Here is a 19,159-nt window from a genome sequence, read left to right as displayed (position 1 = left end):
GCGGGCACGCGTTGCGAGGGCACGCGGCGCGGCGCGCGACATGTTCTTCGATGCAAGCCTGATTGGGAACCAACGATAGCCGGCCAAAACGATCAGCGGGACCAGCGCCAGAACGATCAAAGGGACGATCCGCACGTGGCCATCCGACGCAAGAACGGCAAGCCCGAACCGAACAGCACGCCAATGGCAGCCACGCCCTCCCGATACTGCTTCGCCCGCGGCTCATTGTTCTCCCGTCCGCCGCGAGCAGCCGTCGCCGCCACGGTCGCGACCTGTTTAACAGTTGATTATATTACCTTTTCCCGGATCGCTCAGACGCCGCTAAATGCCTGTTTGCGACGCGCGGCACGGGGCACACATCACGAATTCGCGCCCGCGACAACGGCATTCGATTCACGCGATCCGAGTGCGGGAGCGCACGCGGATCCCATACCCAATTCGCATATTTTCAGGGTTTGTTTCGTGAACTGGGGTAGACTGGCGCTGTGTTGACCGCGCTGTCGATGCGGTCAGATTCGATAATGACGAGTCCGTTTCGCGCCGCATCCGGCGCCCCGCTCACGCGATCATGCATCGGACTTTTCACACCGTCTCTCAGGTTCTGGACGGCCCTCGGAATGCCAGAACCTATTCACGCCAGCGGAAGCTGGCGTCTTTTTGTGCGCAGCGAGAATGGACACGTTCCGTGCTCCCGTCTCTGCCCCTTGGCGGGCCGTCTGCGATGCCCTCACGGGACGCCGCCGCACCATCGCATACGTCGCCAGCGCGAGCCCGCACCAGATCAGCCCGTAGCCCGTCAGATCGACCGTCGTCAGCCGTTCGTGGAAAACAGTGAGTGCGAGGATGAAGGTCACGGTCGGCGTCACGTATTGCATCACGGCGGACTCGGTCAGCGACACGAGCGGCATGGCGTACGCGTAAAGCGCGAGCGGCACGACTGTCAGCGGGCCCGCGAGCATCATCAGCATCGCAGCACCCGCGCCGAACGACGTGAACGCGAGCGCATGACCCGACGACAGGAACGCAAGGTAGCCGAGCGCAAACGGCATCATGACGACGGTCTCGCGCCAGGTGCTGACGATCGCGTTCTTCGTCGGCCACACCTTGCGGACCAGGCCGAGCAGCGAGAACGTCACCGCGAGCATCACGGCGAACACGGGCACGCCGCCGTGCGCGTAGCACTGCACGAGTGTGCCGGCCAGCCCGAGTGCAAGCGCCGCAGACTTCAGACCGTTAAGCCGTTCGTTCAGAAATACGATGCCCAGCGCCGCCGACAGCAGAGGATTCAGGAAATAGCCGAGACTCGCCTGCAACGCATTGCCCGTCACCGACGCGAGGATATACACGACCCAGTTCGCCGACAGCAGCATGGCCGGCAACAGCGCGAGCGCGAACGAACGCCAACCGCCTGGCTGCCGCCTCAACGCGGGCCGGAGCCCGATCATCACGGACAGCACCGCGAACGACCACAACACGCGATGCGCGAGCATCTCCGGCGCGCTCACTTCCTTCAGATGCCAGTAGTACAGCGGCATCAATCCCCACCAGCACAGCGCCACGAGCAGCGCAGGGTAGCCGGCGCCTTCCTTGTACTTCCGGTTGTGTGCGTTCATTCCTGTAGCGCCTCGTCGGTTGCCGCCGAACGTCGAGCCCTGCCCTTTCTTTCGCCTTGCCGGGCGCGCCGAACACGGCGTCGAAGTCGCCGTCGTTCAGCAGCACGGCCGACAGCGGCACGAGCCCGCTTTCGTTTAGCGGTTCACATTTGCACTACTTAACAGGCTGCCCACTAGAGGTGAACAGCTCTTCGCACCGGAACTCAGAAATCCGGAGCCATCTTGCGGGCAGCATCGATGAGTGCAACAGGCTTATAGATGTAGCCCCGTTCTCCGTCGCGGCTCAGACGTGGTGTTTATCGGCCCGATGCCGTAGGTCGCGGCAAGGCAATTGCGGCGCAACGCTTGTGGCAGATCGCGCCGTGATCGAGTGCGCGCCCGAGTGTCGCACCGAGGCCGCAGACTGAACGTTCGACACGCAAAACAGGCGCTCCCGCGGTGGGGAGCGCGCTCAAAGGTCGATTTCAGACTGCCCGGTCCCGGTTGGAGTCTCGTTAGCGGCCGCCGTTTCTCTCAGGTCCTGCTGGGCCATGTCGTATCGCACGGCCTCGGAAGTTTTCTCAATACAGTTCTGCTTTCGTACGATCACTCGAAGTGTTCGGCGGTGTTCACCGGCTGTTGGCGGATTCGCCGCATGCTATTCAAACTATTGATTTAACACGATGTTTAGCTAACAACCTGCGCGAACAATTCTGTTCGTCGAACCTATTGTTCCGGTAAACTTCGCGGACTGGAATGAACACTTTCGATCAATTTACGTAAAGTGTTCGGCGAATTCACGCGAACACCTGGAACGGGAGGCAAATGAAAATTACCCTCGACGCCGCAACGTCCACCCCACTCACGGAGCAGATCGTCGGGCAGGTCGAGGCACTGATCCTGTCGCGTGAGTTGCGCGTCGGCATGCGTTTGCCGTCCATCCGCAAATTCGCGGCCGAGCACAACATCAGCCGCTTTCCCGTCATCGAGGCCTACGACCGCCTCGCCACGCGCGGCCTGCTCCAGCCGAAGCACGGCTCCGGCTATTACGTCGCCGAGCAGTTCGACAGGACGCCGCGCGCCGCGCGCGGGCTGGACGCGATCCGCGCGACGCCCGAGTCCGATCAGATCCTGCGCCAGTTCGAGCGGCCCGACGAAGTGCTGAATCTGTCGATCGGCTTCATTCCCGAAGCGTGGCGCGACGTCGAAGGGATCGCGCAGGCGATCCGCCAGGCATCGCGCACGGACGCCCGCAGCCTGATCGACTACGCGATTCCGCAAGGCGACCCGCAATTGCGTCTGCAGATCGGGCAGCGGCTGGCGTTTGTCGGCGTGGCGGCAGAGCCGCAGAACATCATGGTGACGAACAGCGCGAGCGAAGCGCTCGATCTCGTCGTGCGGATGCTGCTCAAACCCGGCGACACGGTGTTCGTCGAAGATCCGGGCTACTTCAACCTGTTCGGCCTGCTCAAGCTGCAAGGCATCGAGCTGGTCGGCGTGCCGCGTCTGTCGACGGGGCCGGACGTCGAAGCCGTCGAAGCGCTGTTGAAAGCGCACCGGCCCAAGCTCTTTTTCCTCAACACCGTCTTTCACAATCCGACGGGCACGAACGTCGCGCCGCATGTCGGCTTCAGGCTGCTGCAGCTCGCGCAGGAGCACGACTTCATGATCGTAGAAGACGATGTCTACGCCGATTTCCAGGCCATCCCGACGCAACGTCTCGCGTCACTCGACCGGCTGACGCGCGTCGTGTACATCGGCGGGTTTTCGAAGAGCCTGTCGTCATCGCTGAGGCTTGGCTACATCGCGGCCGAAGCGGGGCTTGTCAAGCATTTCGTCGAAGTCAAAGCACTGACGAGCCTCGGCGGCACGCGTTTCAGCGAGCGCGTAGTGGCCGCGCTGCTCGAACGCGGGACGTATCGCAAGCATCTGGAGCGGCTGCGCCGGCGCGTGAACGGCGCGATCGCGACGGCGGTGGAACTGCTCGCGAGCGTAGGCTGGCAGGTGTTCGACGAGCCTTGCGGCGGCACGCTCGTGTGGGCGCGCGTGCCCGGCGTGCCGAATTCGGATGTGTTCGTCTCCGAGGCGGCGCGCTCGGGCATCACCGTGCAGCCCGGCAGCTACTACCGGCCGCACGGCGAGCCGACGCCTTGGGTCCGCTTCAACACCGCATATCTCGACAACGAGCGCGCGATGGGATTTCTACGGCGCGCGGCGGCGCTCGGCGGGTAAATGGACAAGCGGGCGCCGGCGGCAGCGAAAATCGAAGGCCAGGCAGATTCAACCGCCCTGCTGCCGCGCAAGCCGCTGGAGCCGCTCACGCGCTTCACGTACGGTCTCGAATGTGTCGTCCTCGTCGTTGAAGACGGTGATGCGGCCGTGCCCGATGTCGTATACCCAGCCCTGCACGTCGAGGCGCCGTTGCGCGAGCCGCCCCGCGACTGATGGATGCGTGCGCAGATGCATCAGTTGCAGCCGGATGTTCTCCTCGACGAGCGCCTGCACGAGCTGATCGCGGCCCACGTTACGCGCCTGCACGACGCTGCGCGCCGTCTCCGCGTTGCGCAGCCAGGCGTTCACGGTCGGCATGTCTTCCGCAGTCATCGGGGCCGTGCCTGCGAGGCCGCGCATCGCGCCGCAATCGCTGTGTCCGCACACGACGATCTGCCGCACGTTCAGCGCGAGCACCGCATATTCGACGACGGCCGACACGCCGCCCAGCATCTCGCCGTAAGCCGGGACGATATTACCGATGTTGCGGCACACGAACAGCTCGCCGGGATGTGTCTGCGTGATCATCTCCGGCGACACGCGCGAATCGGCGCACGTGATGAACAGCGTATGCGGCGCCTGGCCCAGCGCGAGACTCTCGAAGAGCGCCTGGGTGGCGGGAAACACCTGGTCGCTGAACTGCTCGACGCCATCGAGCAGATGCAGCAGATCCGAGTTCGCCGGATCGCGAAGGCGCTTCGTGTTGAGCAGATCGTCCGGCATGAAGTGGTCCCCTTCGCGGTGCGCCTCGATGATGATTGAAGGAAGAGTGTACGACGGGTTGGCATCAGCCGGCGGACAGGCGCGCACAGAGGCAGGCGGGACAACGCGGTAGCGCGATGAGCAATGCGCGATGCACGATGCCGCAGGAAAAAAGTGCAGGCGGATGCGCAAGTCAGAAACGCGGGGCAGAAAAAAAGCCCCGGCCGGACGTGATCGGAGCGGCGCGGGGCTCGACAAAAGCTCGCCTGTTCTCAAGAGGCGATCTCACATTACCCGCATCAAAATACCGGATCAATCGAAAAAAACCCCGGTCTCCGGGTGCCGGAGACCGGGGGAAGCTCTCTCGCGCGCGAAGGGACCCCGCGCACACGAATCACTTTAGCCGTTCCCACGCCGCGGATTAATCCACCCGGCGAGAACAGTCCTTTCCTGAGTGAGCAAGCGTGCCAGCGCGGGAAAGACTCATCGCCTGCCCTGCACGACTACGTCCGCGTGCGAGGCGGATGCGCGCGCGCCGCGCACTTGGCGCAGACGCCCTGCAACGCGAGCGTCTTGCCGACGAAGCGCATCCCGAACTTCTTTGCGATCGCGTTGCGCCGGCGATCGAACGCCGGGTCGGAGAATTCCTCGACCCGGCCGCACACGACGCATACGAGATGATCGTGCGCCTCGCCCGTCTTCAGTTCGTAGAGACTGTGATGCTTGCCGAGCGGCACGCTCGCGACGAGTTCGGCGTCGACGAGCTGATTGAGCACGCGATACGTAGTCGACAGATTCATCCGCTCGCCACTCGCCGAAATACGCCGATGAATAGCTTCCGCGCTGTAGTGGCCGTGCTCCGCATGCTGCAGACAATCGAGCACGGTGGCCTGCGCAGCCGTGCCTGCGAGGCCGGCGCGCCTGAGCGCGTCGAGGGGATGTGTCGGGGATGGGGAACGAGGCGGCATGCGCAGCCGTTCGGTATCGATTTGAAGGAGTCGGCTTCCAGCCTACGTCATCGGCTCGCACATTTCCGGAATTTCGTTGATTGCGATTCGCATTCGGGAAAGCGCGCTGCGCGTTCGGTCCATTTGAACCACTGCGCGAATCGAACGAATTGCGCGCCGCCGATCCGCAGAGTCAAATCAGCGCGAAGAACGCTCGCGGTCGACGGACTCGCGAGACGGCACGCGATGCTCGGCCGGTCTGAGCGACGGGTTATTGCGCCACGCGTCCTGGCGATTGCCGACGCGGTTGCGAACGAGCTCCGCCGCCTGCCACGACGCGAGCGCGACGCAGCCGAACACGACCTCGCGCATCCGCTTGATGAGCGCAAGCGAAAACGCCGTCTGCTCATCGACGCCGAACATCCGCGCGAGCAGCACGACGACGGCCTCCTGTACGCCGAGCCCCGACGGCACGAAAAACGCCGCATGGCGCGCGGCTTGCGTGAGCGCCTCGACGGCGATCGCGCCGCCGATCGACACGGGGTGCCCGAGCATCCACAGCGCGAGATACACCTCGGACGCGCCCAGCACATACCCCGCGAACTGCCACAGAAACGCGTGCAGCAGCAGGCCGGGTTCGCGCAGCAATGCGTCGATGGCGGCATCGAGCCGCGCGCCGCCTATGCGCTCGACGCCCCAATGCTCGCTCATCGGCAGACGCGCCGACCATCGCTCGATCGCGTGAAAAAGCCCGCCGCGCCGCAGCAGCACGAACACGACGACGGGCAACGGCAGCGACAGCACGAGCGCCGCGCCGACCGTCACGAGCATCGCGTCGCGCCCCGTCTGCGCGACGATCGTCACGAGACCGATGGCCGCGAACACGTATTGGACGGCCATCGTCACCAGCACCTCGACGATCACCGACGCGCCGACGACACTCGCGTCATTCGTCCGCCAGCGCGCGAGCCTTACGCCGACGAACTCGCCGCCGATGCTCGCCACAGGCAACAGCCGGCTGACCGCCTCGCGCACCGTCGCGACCCACCACAGATACGCGAGCGGCGCGCGCTTGCCGAGTAGCAGCCGCCATGCCTGGGCATCGAGCAGCAGCGGCAGCGCGTGCAGCGGCACGAGCCACAACAGCGCAAACCCTGCCGCGCCGATCGCGCGCAGCACATCGTCCATCCCGCCGTGCAGCGCCAGCGCGATCAGCACCGCGATGCCCGCGGGCAACCCCAACCATTTGAGCCACTTCATCACTAGATCATACGTAAGTCTGCTGCGAGAACACATCGGCGAAACCGCCCGTGATGGCCCCGCTCGAGGCAATTGCCGATGCGACTCGCCCGGACACCAGCGCGTCGAATTCGTCGCTGTGCCGGTACGTCTGCATGGTGGGCGTGATCGCCCCGTCTCCGGCCACAGCCGGATGACCGTATATCTCTCCGACCCCTTCCGGCAGCCGCGCGAGCGCCGCGAGCAGCGCCGCTTCGTCGAGTCGCCCTGTCTGCGACATGCCGATCACGTAATCGTTGTGCGCGATGCCTGCATTATCCAACTGCTGGCGCACGCGAGCTATCCAAGGTCTGATCCACGCCGGCGCGCCGGGTTCATACGGCAGACGCATCGCGTTCAACCCGAAGTCGCTGCCGACCTCGATGATCAGCGCAAGCACGGTCGGATGCAGGTGAAAGTGCTTGTGCGTATTCACGTGATCGAGCTTCAGCCCGGTGTGCGCGAACGCCTGGAACTGCGCGCGGATTTCCGCCTTCAACTGACGGCGCACTTCCGGCAGCAGGAAAAAGCGAAAGCCGTCGCGCACCATCCGGTCACCGAATCGTCCGTGCCTGTCGACGAGCGCCGGGACGAGATGCGTCGCGAGCATCGGCGCGCCGTCGGCCAGCACGATATGCAGGCCGACGCGCAAGGTCGGATTGCGCTGCGCGCGCCGCACGGCATCGGCGGCGGCGGGCGCCGACACCATCAGGCTCGCCGCCGTGAGCACGCCGCATTGATGCGCGCGCTCGACGGCTTCGTTGATGCGCGTATGCAGGCCGAAGTCGTCGGCAGTAACGATCAGTGCGCGTCGCGGCCTGCCCGGCTGCGTCATGCCTCGTGAGCCCGCAGGAAGCGGAAGAATTCGACGCCTTCGCGCAGACGCCGCTTCATCATGTCCCAGCTCATCAGCATCTCGCGCACGATTTCCCAGATCTTCGACGGCCGGAAATAGAACTGACGATAGAACTGTTCGAGATGGTGATAGATCTCTTCGCGCGAAAGATGCGGATAGCCGATCGCAGCAAGCTGCACGCCTTCCTTGCTGACGAGGTTGATGACCTTGTTCTCTTCGAGCCAGCCGTTTTCGACGGCCTGCTGGTAGAGCGTCGTGCCGGGATACGGCGCCGCGAGCGACACCTGAATCGTGTGCGGATTGATCTCCTTCGCGTACTCGATCGTCTTCCTGATCGTCTCTTGCGTCTCGCCGGGCAGGCCGAGAATGAAGGTGCCGTGAATCTTGATGCCGAGCTTGCGGCAGTCATCGGAGAAGCGGCGCGCGATGTCGGTGCGCAGGCCCTTCTTGATGTTCAGCAGGATCTGGTCGTCGCCGGATTCATAGCCGACGAGCAGCAGACGCAGACCGTTTTCCTTCATGATCTTCAGCGTCGAATACGGCACGTTGGCCTTCGCGTTGCACGACCACGTGACGCCCAGCTTGCCGAGACCGCGGGCGATCTCTTCGACGCGCGGCTTGAAGTCGGTGAACGTGTCGTCGTCGAACATGATCTCCTTCACTTCGGGCATGTTGTCGCGAATCCACTTCACTTCTTCCAGCACGTTCTCGACGGAGCGCGTGCGATAGCGATGGCCGCCCACCGTCTGCGGCCACAGGCAGAACGTGCAGCGCGAGCGGCAGCCGCGTCCCGTGTAGATCGACACATACGGATGCTTCAGATAGCCGATGAAGTAGTTGTCGATCTTCAGGTCGCGTTGATAGACGGGCGCGACGAACGGCAGTTCGTCCATGTTTTCGAGGATCGGGCGCGCTTCGTTGTGCTCGATCGAACCGTCGGCGGCGCGATAGCTCAGGCCTTTGATCTGCGCGAGCGGCAGCCCTTCGGCGAGCTCCTTGCAGGTGAAATCGAATTCTTCGCGGCAGACGAAGTCGATCGCGTCGCTCGCCGTCAGCGAATTATGCGGATCGACGGCCACCTTCGCGCCGACCATGCCGACCATCACCTTCGGCGCGCGCGCCTTCAGTTGTTCGGCGAAGAGCGCATCCGTCGGGAACGACGGCGTGCTCGTATGAATGACGACCATCTCGTATTCCGCCGCGATCGCAAGCGTCGCTTCCACCGACAGCCCATCGGCGGGTGCATCGATCACGCGGCTGCCCGGCACGAGCGCGGCCGGCTGCGCGAGCCACGTCGGATACCAGAACGAGCGGATTTCGCGCTTCGCCTGATAGCGCGACCCCGCGCCGCCATCGAAACCGTCATACGACGGTGCCTGCAAAAATAACGTCTTCTTCATAGTCGTTTTCCACGAGTTTCAATTGAGCCGAACGCGCCACTGCTGCGGATACAGCGCGTTCAGCGGCCGTCGGATACTTCGAGTGCCTTGACGGGCTCAGGCCGGAACACGGCCGCCGCGTTGTCCTTTTCCTCGACGGGCATGCGCACGCCGCGCCACACCACGGTCGAGCCGAACGATCCCGCGAGCCACTGCGCGAACATCAACGCGTCGCGCACCGGCGTCAGCGCGAGATCGCGCCAGAAAATGTTGCGCTCGGCGCTCATCATCGCATGCAGGATGACGCGCGCCGAAATTCCCGTCACCGTCGCGACGATCAGCGCGATCGACACAGCGGGATGCGCAAGCGCGCCATGCGCGAGGCCGGACGAATGTGCGCCGCCGTGCAGCGCGAACGCGAGCCACGCGCTGCACAGCATCCACGGCAGCGTGATCGTCACGAACAGGAACGTGAAGCCCGCGCGGTTCACCGAGCGGATCGTGCGCAGCCAGCGCGTCTCGCGATCCCAGAGCGCGGGCAGCGTGCATTCCGTCACATCCGTTTCGACGACGACGGGCGACAGCGCCGTTTCCAGGCCCAGCTCGCGCACGTGCCCGGCGAGCCAATAGTCGTCGGCGAGCGTGTTTCTCAGGCGCTCGAAGCCGCCGATACGCTCGAGCGTCGCGCGCGTCAACGCGAGCGTCGCGCCGAAGCCGAAGCGCGTCGAACCGAACATATGCGCGACGCGCACGGAAGGCACGAACCATTCGTTGATGAACTGCGCGCCCACGCGCGACCAGAACCCGGCGATGCCCTTCGCGCGATACAGACACGTGACGATACCGACCTGCGGATCGTCGAGCGGCGCGCATACGCGCTCCAGATAGTCGGCTTCGACCGCGATATCGCTATCAGCGATCACGAACACGTCGTGCCGCGCCCATTCGGCCATGTTGATCAGGTTGCTCACCTTCAGATTCGTGCCGTGGATGCGCGGATCGATCACGAGCGAAATCTGGCGTTCAGGATAAACGGTCTGCAAGCGATGGACGATCGCGACGGCGGCATCGTCCGCGCGCGATACGCCGCAGATCAGCTCGAAGCACGGATGCGTCTGCTCGCAAAACGTGGCGAGATTCTCGAAGAGCCTGGGCTCGGCACCGCATAGCGGCTTCAGCACGCTCACGGGCGACGGCGCGACGCGCCGTTCGGCCGCCGCGACGCGCGACGTCGAAACGATCGAGGCCACCACCGCGATGACGGCATACACCGCGGCCGCGAGCGCAAGCGCCGTCGGCAGCCAGTAGATGTGCAGCAGCGCGTCCTGCATGATTTCAATTGCTCCGGCAAACAGACTTCAGAAGCTGGCTGTCTCGTCGACAGCCGCGCATAAACGGATGACACGCGTCACGGATCGCGGTCACCAACCCGTCCGGTTGACGGGAACGTAAGGCATGCCGGTGAAATGTAGATGAAGAATGACAAGTCTGCGCGCGGGGCACACGGACGACACACAAACCGCGTCCTCCTGCGGCCCGACGAAGCGCGCATGACGCCGCCGGACGGCCGCGCGGAACGCGATATGCGCCGCGTGGCGCGTTGCGAGAACGACAGCGAGCAACAAGGTGAACGTAAGCACACGGAACGAGGCCGTCTCGAACATCGACTCCGGAAATTTGCAGAAGAAAAGCAGGCTGACGACGGCCACATCAATGGCCGTCGCAGCAACGGAAGCCGTGACGACGTGTGCCCGGATCATCTCTACAGTTGTTTGCTTCATCACACAGCCAGCCCTACATGACGCGCACCGGCCCGCTGTGCCGACTCCCTCATGTGAAGTTCGCGTGACGGTGCGCCGAATTCGAACACGCCCGAGCCCGCCGGACATGGCACCCCGATGGTAGCGACCCGAATCTGAAGGGAATATTAAGCCCCTTCAGTGCGGTAGCCGTTTCAGATACCTTGCGTCATATTGCCTGCGGCTTACGGTTGACTGCGGGTTAACGGCAGGATCTACGGCAGCATGCGTTGCAGCACGTCGTCTTTCAGGACGATGCGATGAAAGAGCGCCCCGCCGATGTGCAGCACGATCAGCGCGAACAGCACCCAGGCCAGCCACCCGTGCACGTCGCCGAGCGCGTGGCCCGTCTGCGAGCCGTTCTGCGTCAGGTCGGGAAAGCGGACGATGCCGAACAGCTTGACCGCCCAGCCGCGCGACGACGCATTCGCCCAGCCGGCGAGCGGCACCGCGACGAGCGTGACGTACAGCAGCGCATGCGTCGCGCGAGAGATGAAGCCGAGCGTGGGCGACAGATCGGCAGGCGGCGGCTGGTGCGTGACGCGCCAGAGAATCCGGCACGCGACGGCCGCGACGATTGCCGCGCCCACGCCGAGATGCCATGCGATCAGCCCGTCGGGCACGGTATCGCGATGCACGTCCGGCATCGTCCAGCCGAGCACGAACTGCGCGGCGATCAAAAGCGCCACCAGCCAGTGCAGCAGACGCGCGATGCCGTCGTAGGCGCGGCGTTGCGTCAAAGCGTTCAGGTTCATCGTCTACCTCGTCGTGATGGAGCGGTGCCGTTGCCGCAAGCGGGTACGCGGCGATGCTAACGGCTGAATCTGAAGAAATGCTTAAGCCCCGCCGATGCCGCGCCGGCCACGTATACATATGCCATACGCGATAGACTGTCATCAAACAGACCGAAAACAGATTTGACATCTATGCGCATCCTTCTCGTCGAAGACGACGACCTGATTGGCAGCGGACTCGAAGTCGCGTTGCGTAACGCCGGCTTTACGGTCGACTGGGCGCGCGATGGCCAGCATGCGGAAGTCGCGCTCGCGACTACGCCCTATGTGCTGCTGATCCTCGACCTGGGATTGCCGAAGCTCTCCGGCATGGATCTGCTCAAGGGGCTGCGCCTGCGCGGCAATGACATTCCCGTGCTCGTGCTGACGGCGAGAGACACGGCCGCCGACAAGGTGCGCGGCCTCGACGCCGGCGCCGACGACTACATCGGCAAGCCATTCGATCTCGCCGAACTGGTGTCACGCTGCCGCGCGCTGATCCGCCGCTCGCAGGGCCGCAGCACCGATGTCATCGCGTGGCGCGGCCTGACCGTGGATCCGGTCGCGCAAACGGTCTCGAAGGACGGCGCGCGCGTGCCGCTCACCGCGCGCGAGTGGGCCGTGCTGATCCACCTGCTCACGCATGCGGGCGTGCCGCAGCCGCGCTCGCGGATCGAGGAAAGCCTGTACGGGTGGCACGAGGAAGTCGAGAGCAACGCGATCGAAGTGCACGTGTCGAACCTGCGCAAGAAACTCGGCGGCGACGTGATCCGCACCGTGCGCGGCTTCGGCTACGTCGTGGACAAAGCATGACGGGAACACGCTCGACGTCGATCCGCCGCCGGCTGATGTGGCTGATTCTCGTCAGCGTCGGCGCGGTCTGGGCGGTGATGTTCGCGTGGAGCTTCACGAACGCGACGCGCGAAGTCGACGAATGGGACGACGCGCGCCTGATCCAGCTCGCGCATCTGCTGATCCAGCTCGATGCGGCCAATCTCGCGAAACTGGCCGCGACGGGCATCGACGTGCGCAACGAATACACGCGCGCGTCGCCTGCCGTCTACGACGACACCGATGCGCAGCCGCGCTATGCGCTGTTCGAGTTGCGCGATGCGGCCGCCCAGCTGATCGTCGAGAGCCCCGGCCTCGTGGCGCTGAAAACGTCCATCGAACCGGGAGAGACGGCAGAAGGCGTGCACCGGCTGACGATCGGCGGTCACAAGTGGCTCGCCTACGCGCTGCGCGACAGCGCGACGGGCCGCACCGTGCGCGTGCTCGAGCCGGCCAATATGCGCAGCGATCTGACGACGGGCGTCGCGAGCCGCATCGCGCGTCCGATGGCCATCGCCCTGCCCGTGCTCGCGCTCTTCGTCTGGTTCAGCATCGGGCATAGCTTCAGGCCGCTGTCGACGATCTCCAAGGCGGTGCGTACGCGCGACGCGCGCAACCTCGATCCGATCCACGTCAATCCGTCGCCCGCCGAAGTGAAGCCGCTCGTCGACGCGATCAATCAGCTGCTCGCGCGGCTGCAACACTCGATCATGCGCGAGCGCGCGTTCACGGCCGACGCCGCACACGAACTGAAGACGCCGCTCGCCGCGATCAAGGTCCAGGCGCAAGTGGCGCTGGCCGCGCAGGACGGCGCGCAGCGTCAACAGGCGATGCATCGGGTGGTCCAGGGCGTCGACCGCAGCGCGCGTCTCGCCGAGCAACTGCTGCTGCTCGCGCGGCTCGACGAACGCGAGACGGTCACGACGCTGCCCGTCAAACTGCATGAGGTCGCGGGCGAAGCGATCGCGTTCCGCGCGCCTCATGCCGAAGAAAAGTCGATGGCCATCGTGCTGGCCGGGGACCGCGACGCCGAAGTGTATGCGGACCGCGTGCTCGCGCGCACGCTGATCGACAATCTGCTTGATAACGCGATCAAATACGGCGACGTGGGCGGGCGCGTTCATATCAGCGTGCTGGCCGATGCGCAAAGCGTCGCGTTGACGGTCTCCGACAACGGCCCTGGCGTTTCCGACGAAGAGCGCCTGCGGCTGACCGACCGCTTCTTTCGCGGCTCGGCGGCCACGGCGAGCGGCAATGGCAGCGGACTCGGGCTGTCGATCGTCGCGCGCATCGCCGCGCATTTCGACGCGCGGATTCACATCGGCTCGGGGATCGGGCGGCGCGGACTCGCGGTGCAGATTGCGTTTCCTCGCGTGCAGCGCGCGCGTGCCGCTGGCCAGGCGGTCGAACCGCTCAGGCCATAAACGCGACCCGAATCGATGCGGCGCAGGTGCAAAGAGATACGATGCGGGCCCGTGTGTCCAGCTGAACGCTGAAAAGCACGGGGGTTCAGGCTTCAGGGAAAGAGCGGCAGCGACATCGGCATGTCGGCGCGCGGCGCTTTATCTCGCGCGGGCCGTTCGGCTCGCGGCGCGCGCTGACGGATCGGGGCGCTCGCGCGGTCAAGGCAGCGGTACACGCGGACCAGCGCGGATGAGAAAGCGGCAGGCTGCGCCATCAGGCACGGCAGCGACGCTTCCAGTTCGATGAGCAACGCCGGCAAGGTCGGAGCCGGGGACTGCGTGGTCTTCCGTGGTCGTTCTGTCATGGACGCCTCTCTGGAACGCTGCGGGCACTGTATCACAGCCCGGCGAGACTGCCCGGTGAGACGGCCCGATGAGACAGCCCGGCGACAGGTTCACCCAGGCGATGCGTGCGACCCCGGACCCAAGCGCGCACACGCATGGTCAACGATCGCCAGCCAGCTTTATCGACAGGTGAATGCAGGAAAGCGCGGCTGCGTCATGCGCGCGCGTCGTCGGCAACGGCGAGCATCGTGCCGCGGCATGCGGACGATCCGCACCGGCATATGTATTGGCGGCGCGTTTCTTCGTCTTGCGGATCGTCGACGGACAGACCGTACGAGATCAGCAGTTCTTCGCCGCACTGGATATCGACGGCGGCTTCGATAAAAACGCGTCCATCGATTTCGACCGCCTCGCAATTGGCCTTGCACGCGTGGTTGAGCCAGCGCGCGCTATTGCCGCCGACGCTGCCGTCAATCACACGCCCATCCGACAGGCCGAACACGAACGTATGTCCATAGTCGCCGCCGCGCTCGATGCGCCGCGCGGCGCGCCGCCATGACGTCACTTCGCCTTTGTATTCGATGATGCGCTCGCCGGCTGCGAGCGCGCACAGCGCGAACACGCCCCTGCCATGAATGGGCGACCGCCTGACGGATAAACGACGCATGGCCTGCTTTCGAAGAGGATTCATCGGCTAAGTATAGGGCGCGAAAAAAACGCTCTGTTATCGATGTGTGTATGTTGGTCCTCTTGCATGCATCGCAAGCCTGCATCGACATGCGATCACGAAAGCAGGCGTCGCGTCCGGTCAGCCGTGCGGCCGCTCGCGTCTCACCATCGCGAAGCTCACGGGCACCGAGCCGCGCGCGCCGGCCGTGCGCGGCTCGAATGCGCGTGCGTCTAGCGGCATCTCGCACACGCGTCCCGTTGCGAGCCGCGCATAGAGATCGGGGCGCCTCGCATCGAGCCAGCGATGCCCGGGGCTCGCGCCGATCGACGCCGGGTCGAGATCCGCAACGATCATGTCGTCGCCGCGCGTGCGCTGCCCGTTTTGCGCGATCAGATGGCCGTACGGATCGACGATCGCGGCCGCCCCGCCCTCGCCTGCATCTTCATCCGTCTGAATCGCGTCTTGAACGCCGCTGCTGTAGACGACGAACATGCCGTTGTCGATCGCGCGCGCCGGCAACGCGCGGCGCATCCATTCGTTGCTCGCGGCGTCGCTGGCCCCGGTGCACGCATGCGGCGCGACGAGCAGCCGCGCGCCGAGCAGCGCCACCATCCGAGCGTTTTCGACCACATAGTTGTCACCGCCGATCAGCACCGCGAGCCGCCATCCCCAGTGCGTGTCGAAGACCGTGAAGCGCTCGCCGCGCGCGAGATAACGCTCGCCGTCCGGTTGCAGCTTGCGATGCACGTGCCGCTCGCCACCGGGCAGGCACACGACATAGCTGCTGAACAGATCCCCGTTCGGTGCGGCTTCGATCAGGCCGACACCCGCGGCGACGCCCGCGCGCTCGACGGCATCCGCGACGGCATGCATAGGCGCGCTGTCGATGCCCTGCGCGAGCGCCCGGAGTGCCGCGCGGCGCGTCTTGTGCTCACCCGATGAAGCGATTTCTTCGATGCCGCCCGTCAGACACGCTTCCGGAAACACCGCGAGCTCGACGCCGTTGCGCGCGGCCCGCTCGATCGCGGCAACGACGGCTGCAACGTTGTTGGCTGTCGCGCCACGGCGCGACTTGAACAGCATCGACGCAACGCGCAGCGTCTTCGTCGGCAAAGAGGACATGATGGACCCGATAAGAATCGACGGAACGCCTCCATTGGACCCTCGGCGATTCGATACGTAAAATGAATAATTCGATCGGAACGATAACGGTGAAGAATGGAAATCCGCTTGCTGCGCGCGTTCCTGACGGTCGCCAACCTGCGCCATTTCGGCCGTGCGGCGCAGGCGCTGCATCTGAGCCAGCCGGCGCTCAGCAAGCAGATCGTCGCGCTCGAGGAAAGCCTCGGCGCGCGGCTTTTCGAGCGGGGGCGTCACGGCGCGGACCTGACGGCCTTCGGCACCGCGTTTCTGCCCGATGCCGAAACGCTCGTGCGCGACGCCGACGACGTGCTCGCCCGCGCGCGCGAAGCGAGCAGCGGCCGGCGCGGCCATCTGCGCATCGGGCTATGTCTGTCGGCGCTCACGCTTGCGCCGGCCATGATCGCCGCGTATCGCAGCCTCAATCCCGACATCGGTGTCACGCTGAACGATCTTTCGTCGGCGGAGCAGACGCGGCGCATGTTCACCGGCAAGCTCGACGTGGGCTTTGTCCGGATGCCCGCGAGCGCGGGACTGTCGGCGTTTCCCGTCGTCGAAGAATCCCTTGCGCTGGCCGTGCCGCCGCACGCGACGTGGAAGCGCGTGCCCGCGAACCTCGACGAACTCAACGAGCTCGGCTTCATTGCGCTCGTGCGCAGCCGGGGCCCGGGGCTGTCGGGCATGATCGACGCATGGTGCGCGGAGCGCGGCTTCGTGCCGCGCGTGATCCAGCAGGCGGACGATATCCAGTCGGTGCTGGCCGCCGTTGCAGCGGGTGTCGGCACGGCGTTCGTGCCTTCGCGCGCGGAGCATCTGCTGCGCGACGCGCGCGTGTTGCGGCTGAAGGATGCGTCCGCGCAATGGCGCGTCGGTCTCGCATGGCAGACAAAGCGCGACGATCCCGTCGTGACGCGCTTCGTCGATTACGTGCGGGCGTCGATGAAGCGCCCCGCTTAGCACCTGCGAGGTCTATGGTGTCTGCGAGGTCCTGGAAGCGCCCGCGAAGCGCCTCAAACGCGCTCGAAGCGCGCGTTAAAAAGAAGCGTGCCCTCAGAGCGTGAGCCGCGCTTCGAGGCCGCCGCTTTCGCGATTGCGCAGCGTCAGCGTCGCGCCCATCGATTGCGCGAGCTGCTTCGCAATCGCGAGCCCGAGACCCGTGCCACCCGTCTCGCGATTGCGCGACGTCTCGACGCGATAGAACGGCTGGAACACTGCGTCGAGTTGCGACTGCGGAATGCCGGGGCCGCGATCGAGCACGGCGATCGACACATGCCGCGCGCGCGCGGGGTCGGCACTTATTTCGCCGCTCATTTCGCCGCTCATTTCGACGGTCACTTCGTCGCCGCCCGAGTACTTCAGCGCGTTGTCGATCAGATTGCCGAGAATCCGGCGCAACGCCTGCGGCCGCGTCGTCACCGGCTCGCCGACGCGCCCTGTCAACGATACGCGGTCGCCCGCGTCCGCATAATCGCTGACGATGCTCTCGATCAGCGCGTCGGGATCGATGCGACAGGGCTTTTCGTCGGCGCCATGCAGCGTGCGCGCATACGCGACCCCTTCGCGCACGAGCAGCTCCATCTCCTTCAGATCCTTTTGCAGACGCGCGCGCTCCGCTTCGTCGTCGAGCAGGTCGGCGCGCAGGCGCATGCGCGTGATGGGCGTTTGCAGATCGTGCGAAACGGCCGCGAGAATCTGCAGACGCTCGCGCATATAGATGCCAATGCGCGTCTGCATCGCATTGAACGCCTTCGACGCGCGCGCGACTTCTTCGGGCCCGTCCTCCGGCAGCGCGGCGGGCGCGAGGTCGGGGCCGAGCGTGTCGGCCGCCTGCGCGAGACGTTCGAGCGGCCGCGTCGCGAGACGCACCGCGAGCCACGCGCAACCGCCGAGCAACGCCAGTTGCGCGACGAGCACGAGCGGCAGCCACGGCGACAGCGGCGTTCCGTGCACGGGATGCATGTCGATCGTGAGCGGCGAGCCGTCGCTCAACGTCATATGCACTTCGAGATGCTCGCGCTCGCCCGGCACCGCATTGGCCGTCACGTTGTAGCGCGCGCCGATGTCCCTGGCAATCGATGCGCCGATCTGCCGGGACAGCGTCGCATCCGGCGGCATGCCGCTCGTGCCCGGACCGAGCACGAAGCGATAGCTGCGCCGCGCGAGCTTCGGCAGCCATTCGACGCGCTCGGCGGGCGTCAGCCGGTCGAGCAGCGCGACCGAACTCGTCACTTCCTGGCCGATGTAGCCGACCATCACATGCGTCATCGACTCGTTGCGCTCGGTCATCGTCAGCCAGAACGACAGCGTCTGCGCGGCGATCAGTCCCGCGAAGAAGATCAGCGACAGGCGCACGAACAGCGTGCGCGGCGGCCATAGACCGCGCAGGCGGCCGGCTGCATCGTTCATCAGGCGCTGTCCTCCGGCGTGACGAGCGACGAGAACACATAGCCCTCGTTGCGCAGCGTCTTGATGTAGCGCGGCTCGCGCGCATCGTCGCGCAAACGCTGGCGCACGCGGCTCACGAGCAGATCGATCGAGCGGTCGAACGGCTCCGTCTGCCGCCCTTGCGTGAGCGTCAGGAGCTGATCGCGCGTGAGCACGCGCTGCGGATGATCGAGGAACACGCGCAGCAGCCGGTACTCGGCGCCGCTCAGCGCGACCATCGTCCCTTCGCTGTCGATCAGATTGCGGCCGATCGTATCGAGCCGCCAGTCGCCGAAGCACAGGAAATGCGACGTGCTCGTCTGTTCGTTGCCGGGCGGCATCATGCGCGCGCGGCGCAGGATCGCGCGGATGCGGGCGAGCAGCTCGCGCACGGCGAAGGGCTTCGCGAGGTAATCGTCGGCGCCCATCTCGAGGCCGACGACGCGGTCGGTCTCTTCGCTCAGCGCCGTCAGCATCAGAATGGGGATGGTCTGGAACTCGCCCGCGCGCAGTTCGCGGCACAGGTCGAGACCGCTTTCGCCCTGCAGCATCAGGTCGAGCACGATCAGGTCCGGCCGCTCGCTGGCGAGCGCCGCGCGCATCTGCCGCCCGCCCGAAGCGAGCGTCGCGCGCACGCCGTTCTTGTTGAGATAGGTGCCGACCAGTTCGCGGATGTCGCGGTCGTCGTCGACGATCAGAACGTGATCCGTTTTTTCCACACGAGGCTCCTTAGCCCGCCGTTGTCGTCG

18 protein-coding genes are annotated in these 19,159 nt (G+C 65.4%); 5 read left to right on the top strand and 13 right to left on the bottom strand.

Annotated features, from left to right (window positions below):
* Nucleotides 1–566: 566 nt before the first annotated feature.
* A complete protein-coding gene (gene rarD, locus AABE10_RS17130; protein ID WP_342934476.1) occupies nt 567–1,613 on the bottom strand; it encodes an EamA family transporter RarD in 1,047 nt (348 codons plus the stop codon).
* An 804-nt stretch (nt 1,614–2,417) separates the two neighbouring features.
* Between rarD and AABE10_RS17125 the strand changes: the two genes are divergently transcribed.
* On the top strand, nt 2,418–3,824 hold the full coding sequence (locus AABE10_RS17125; RefSeq protein WP_342934475.1) for a PLP-dependent aminotransferase family protein: 1,407 nt from the start codon (nt 2,418–2,420) through the stop codon (nt 3,822–3,824).
* A 48-nt stretch (nt 3,825–3,872) separates the two neighbouring features.
* Here AABE10_RS17125 and AABE10_RS17120 read toward each other — a convergent pair whose 3' ends face one another.
* The 6 genes from AABE10_RS17120 to hpnI form a co-directional block, all read right to left on the bottom strand.
* Entirely contained in the window at nt 3,873–4,586 is a 714-nt protein-coding gene (locus AABE10_RS17120; RefSeq protein WP_342934474.1) for a carbonic anhydrase, read from the bottom strand.
* A 482-nt stretch (nt 4,587–5,068) separates the two neighbouring features.
* Nucleotides 5,069–5,533 carry a Fur family transcriptional regulator gene (locus AABE10_RS17115; protein WP_342934473.1) on the bottom strand — a complete coding sequence of 155 codons (465 nt, stop codon included), beginning with the start codon at nt 5,531–5,533 and terminating at the stop codon, nt 5,069–5,071.
* Between the two features lie 177 nt (nt 5,534–5,710).
* Nucleotides 5,711–6,775, bottom strand: a complete 1,065-nt coding sequence (locus AABE10_RS17110) for a lysylphosphatidylglycerol synthase domain-containing protein (RefSeq protein WP_342934472.1) — start codon at nt 6,773–6,775, stop codon at nt 5,711–5,713.
* Between the two features lie 4 nt (nt 6,776–6,779).
* Entirely contained in the window at nt 6,780–7,625 is an 846-nt protein-coding gene (gene hpnK / locus AABE10_RS17105) for a hopanoid biosynthesis-associated protein HpnK (RefSeq protein WP_342934471.1), read from the bottom strand.
* Nucleotides 7,622–9,046, bottom strand: a complete 1,425-nt coding sequence (gene hpnJ, locus AABE10_RS17100; protein WP_342934470.1) for a hopanoid biosynthesis associated radical SAM protein HpnJ — start codon at nt 9,044–9,046, stop codon at nt 7,622–7,624. The genes hpnK and hpnJ overlap by 4 nt, the downstream gene beginning before the upstream one ends.
* A gap of 59 nt (nt 9,047–9,105) precedes the next feature.
* Nucleotides 9,106–10,356: a bacteriohopanetetrol glucosamine biosynthesis glycosyltransferase HpnI gene (gene hpnI / locus AABE10_RS17095; RefSeq protein ID WP_342934469.1), complete on the bottom strand. Its 1,251-nt coding sequence runs from the start codon at nt 10,354–10,356 to the stop codon at nt 9,106–9,108.
* Between the two features lie 141 nt (nt 10,357–10,497).
* Here hpnI and AABE10_RS17090 point away from each other — a divergent pair, with 141 nt between their 5' ends.
* On the top strand, nt 10,498–10,827 hold the full coding sequence (locus AABE10_RS17090) for a hypothetical protein (RefSeq protein ID WP_342934468.1): 330 nt from the start codon (nt 10,498–10,500) through the stop codon (nt 10,825–10,827).
* A gap of 212 nt (nt 10,828–11,039) precedes the next feature.
* Here the strand turns inward: AABE10_RS17090 and AABE10_RS17085 are convergent, their stop codons facing one another.
* Complete coding sequence (locus tag AABE10_RS17085; RefSeq protein WP_342934467.1) at nt 11,040–11,579, bottom strand: cytochrome b; 540 nt, start codon at nt 11,577–11,579, stop codon at nt 11,040–11,042.
* 171 nt (nt 11,580–11,750) lie between these two features.
* Between AABE10_RS17085 and AABE10_RS17080 the strand changes: the two genes are divergently transcribed.
* Nucleotides 11,751–12,410, top strand: a complete 660-nt coding sequence (locus AABE10_RS17080; RefSeq protein ID WP_342934466.1) for a response regulator transcription factor — start codon at nt 11,751–11,753, stop codon at nt 12,408–12,410.
* Nucleotides 12,407–13,852, top strand: coding sequence for an ATP-binding protein (locus AABE10_RS17075; protein WP_342934465.1), 1,446 nt, complete (start codon nt 12,407–12,409; stop codon nt 13,850–13,852). The genes AABE10_RS17080 and AABE10_RS17075 overlap by 4 nt, the downstream gene beginning before the upstream one ends.
* A gap of 92 nt (nt 13,853–13,944) precedes the next feature.
* Here AABE10_RS17075 and AABE10_RS17070 read toward each other — a convergent pair whose 3' ends face one another.
* The 3 genes from AABE10_RS17070 to AABE10_RS17060 all read right to left on the bottom strand — a co-directional run bounded on the left by AABE10_RS17070 (nt 13,945) and on the right by AABE10_RS17060 (nt 15,968).
* Nucleotides 13,945–14,196, bottom strand: coding sequence for a hypothetical protein (locus tag AABE10_RS17070; RefSeq protein ID WP_342934464.1), 252 nt, complete (start codon nt 14,194–14,196; stop codon nt 13,945–13,947).
* A 194-nt stretch (nt 14,197–14,390) separates the two neighbouring features.
* Nucleotides 14,391–14,843 (bottom strand): SET domain-containing protein, encoded by a 453-nt coding sequence (locus AABE10_RS17065; RefSeq protein WP_342934463.1) that lies wholly within the window; start codon nt 14,841–14,843, stop codon nt 14,391–14,393.
* A gap of 141 nt (nt 14,844–14,984) precedes the next feature.
* Complete coding sequence (locus tag AABE10_RS17060; protein WP_342934462.1) at nt 14,985–15,968, bottom strand: nitrilase-related carbon-nitrogen hydrolase; 984 nt, start codon at nt 15,966–15,968, stop codon at nt 14,985–14,987.
* 96 nt (nt 15,969–16,064) lie between these two features.
* On the opposite strand from AABE10_RS17060, the gene AABE10_RS17055 reads away from it, so the two are divergent.
* Entirely contained in the window at nt 16,065–16,943 is an 879-nt protein-coding gene (locus AABE10_RS17055) for a LysR family transcriptional regulator (protein ID WP_342934461.1), read from the top strand.
* A 93-nt stretch (nt 16,944–17,036) separates the two neighbouring features.
* Here AABE10_RS17055 and AABE10_RS17050 read toward each other — a convergent pair whose 3' ends face one another.
* Both AABE10_RS17050 and AABE10_RS17045 read right to left on the bottom strand, forming a co-directional pair.
* Nucleotides 17,037–18,392, bottom strand: coding sequence for a HAMP domain-containing sensor histidine kinase (locus tag AABE10_RS17050; RefSeq protein ID WP_342934460.1), 1,356 nt, complete (start codon nt 18,390–18,392; stop codon nt 17,037–17,039).
* On the bottom strand, nt 18,392–19,129 hold the full coding sequence (locus AABE10_RS17045; RefSeq protein ID WP_342934459.1) for a response regulator: 738 nt from the start codon (nt 19,127–19,129) through the stop codon (nt 18,392–18,394). The genes AABE10_RS17050 and AABE10_RS17045 overlap by 1 nt, the downstream gene beginning before the upstream one ends.
* Nucleotides 19,130–19,159: the final 30 nt, after the last annotated feature.

Origin of the sequence: Paraburkholderia diazotrophica, assembly GCF_038900755.1 — a bacterium.
Classification (GTDB): Bacteria; Pseudomonadota; Gammaproteobacteria; order Burkholderiales; family Burkholderiaceae; genus Paraburkholderia; species Paraburkholderia diazotrophica_A.
The sequence above is the reverse complement of the archived record's forward strand: the minus strand, read 5'-3'. Positions and strand labels throughout refer to the sequence as shown.

Bases quoted from the DNA above. Each gene is read 5' to 3' on its own strand.
- AABE10_RS17090 (WP_342934468.1), top strand. From the start codon at position 10,498: ATGAAGAATGACAAGTCTGCGCGCGGGGCACACGGACGACACACAAAC.
- AABE10_RS17125 (WP_342934475.1), top strand. From the start codon at position 2,418: ATGAAAATTACCCTCGACGCCGCAACGTCCACCCCACTCACGGAGCAG.
- hpnJ (WP_342934470.1), bottom strand. From the start codon at position 9,046: ATGAAGAAGACGTTATTTTTGCAGGCACCGTCGTATGACGGTTTCGAT.
- hpnK (WP_342934471.1), bottom strand. From the start codon at position 7,625: ATGACGCAGCCGGGCAGGCCGCGACGCGCACTGATCGTTACTGCCGAC.
- AABE10_RS17120 (WP_342934474.1), bottom strand. From the start codon at position 4,586: ATGCCGGACGATCTGCTCAACACGAAGCGCCTTCGCGATCCGGCGAAC.
- AABE10_RS17115 (WP_342934473.1), bottom strand. From the start codon at position 5,533: ATGCCGCCTCGTTCCCCATCCCCGACACATCCCCTCGACGCGCTCAGG.
- AABE10_RS17070 (WP_342934464.1), bottom strand. From the start codon at position 14,196: ATGACAGAACGACCACGGAAGACCACGCAGTCCCCGGCTCCGACCTTG.
- AABE10_RS17055 (WP_342934461.1), top strand. From the start codon at position 16,065: ATGGAAATCCGCTTGCTGCGCGCGTTCCTGACGGTCGCCAACCTGCGC.
- AABE10_RS17050 (WP_342934460.1), bottom strand. From the start codon at position 18,392: ATGAACGATGCAGCCGGCCGCCTGCGCGGTCTATGGCCGCCGCGCACG.
- hpnI (WP_342934469.1), bottom strand. From the start codon at position 10,356: ATGCAGGACGCGCTGCTGCACATCTACTGGCTGCCGACGGCGCTTGCG.
- AABE10_RS17060 (WP_342934462.1), bottom strand. From the start codon at position 15,968: ATGTCCTCTTTGCCGACGAAGACGCTGCGCGTTGCGTCGATGCTGTTC.
- AABE10_RS17085 (WP_342934467.1), bottom strand. From the start codon at position 11,579: ATGAACCTGAACGCTTTGACGCAACGCCGCGCCTACGACGGCATCGCG.
- rarD (WP_342934476.1), bottom strand. From the start codon at position 1,613: ATGAACGCACACAACCGGAAGTACAAGGAAGGCGCCGGCTACCCTGCG.
- AABE10_RS17065 (WP_342934463.1), bottom strand. From the start codon at position 14,843: ATGCGTCGTTTATCCGTCAGGCGGTCGCCCATTCATGGCAGGGGCGTG.
- AABE10_RS17075 (WP_342934465.1), top strand. From the start codon at position 12,407: ATGACGGGAACACGCTCGACGTCGATCCGCCGCCGGCTGATGTGGCTG.
- AABE10_RS17080 (WP_342934466.1), top strand. From the start codon at position 11,751: ATGCGCATCCTTCTCGTCGAAGACGACGACCTGATTGGCAGCGGACTC.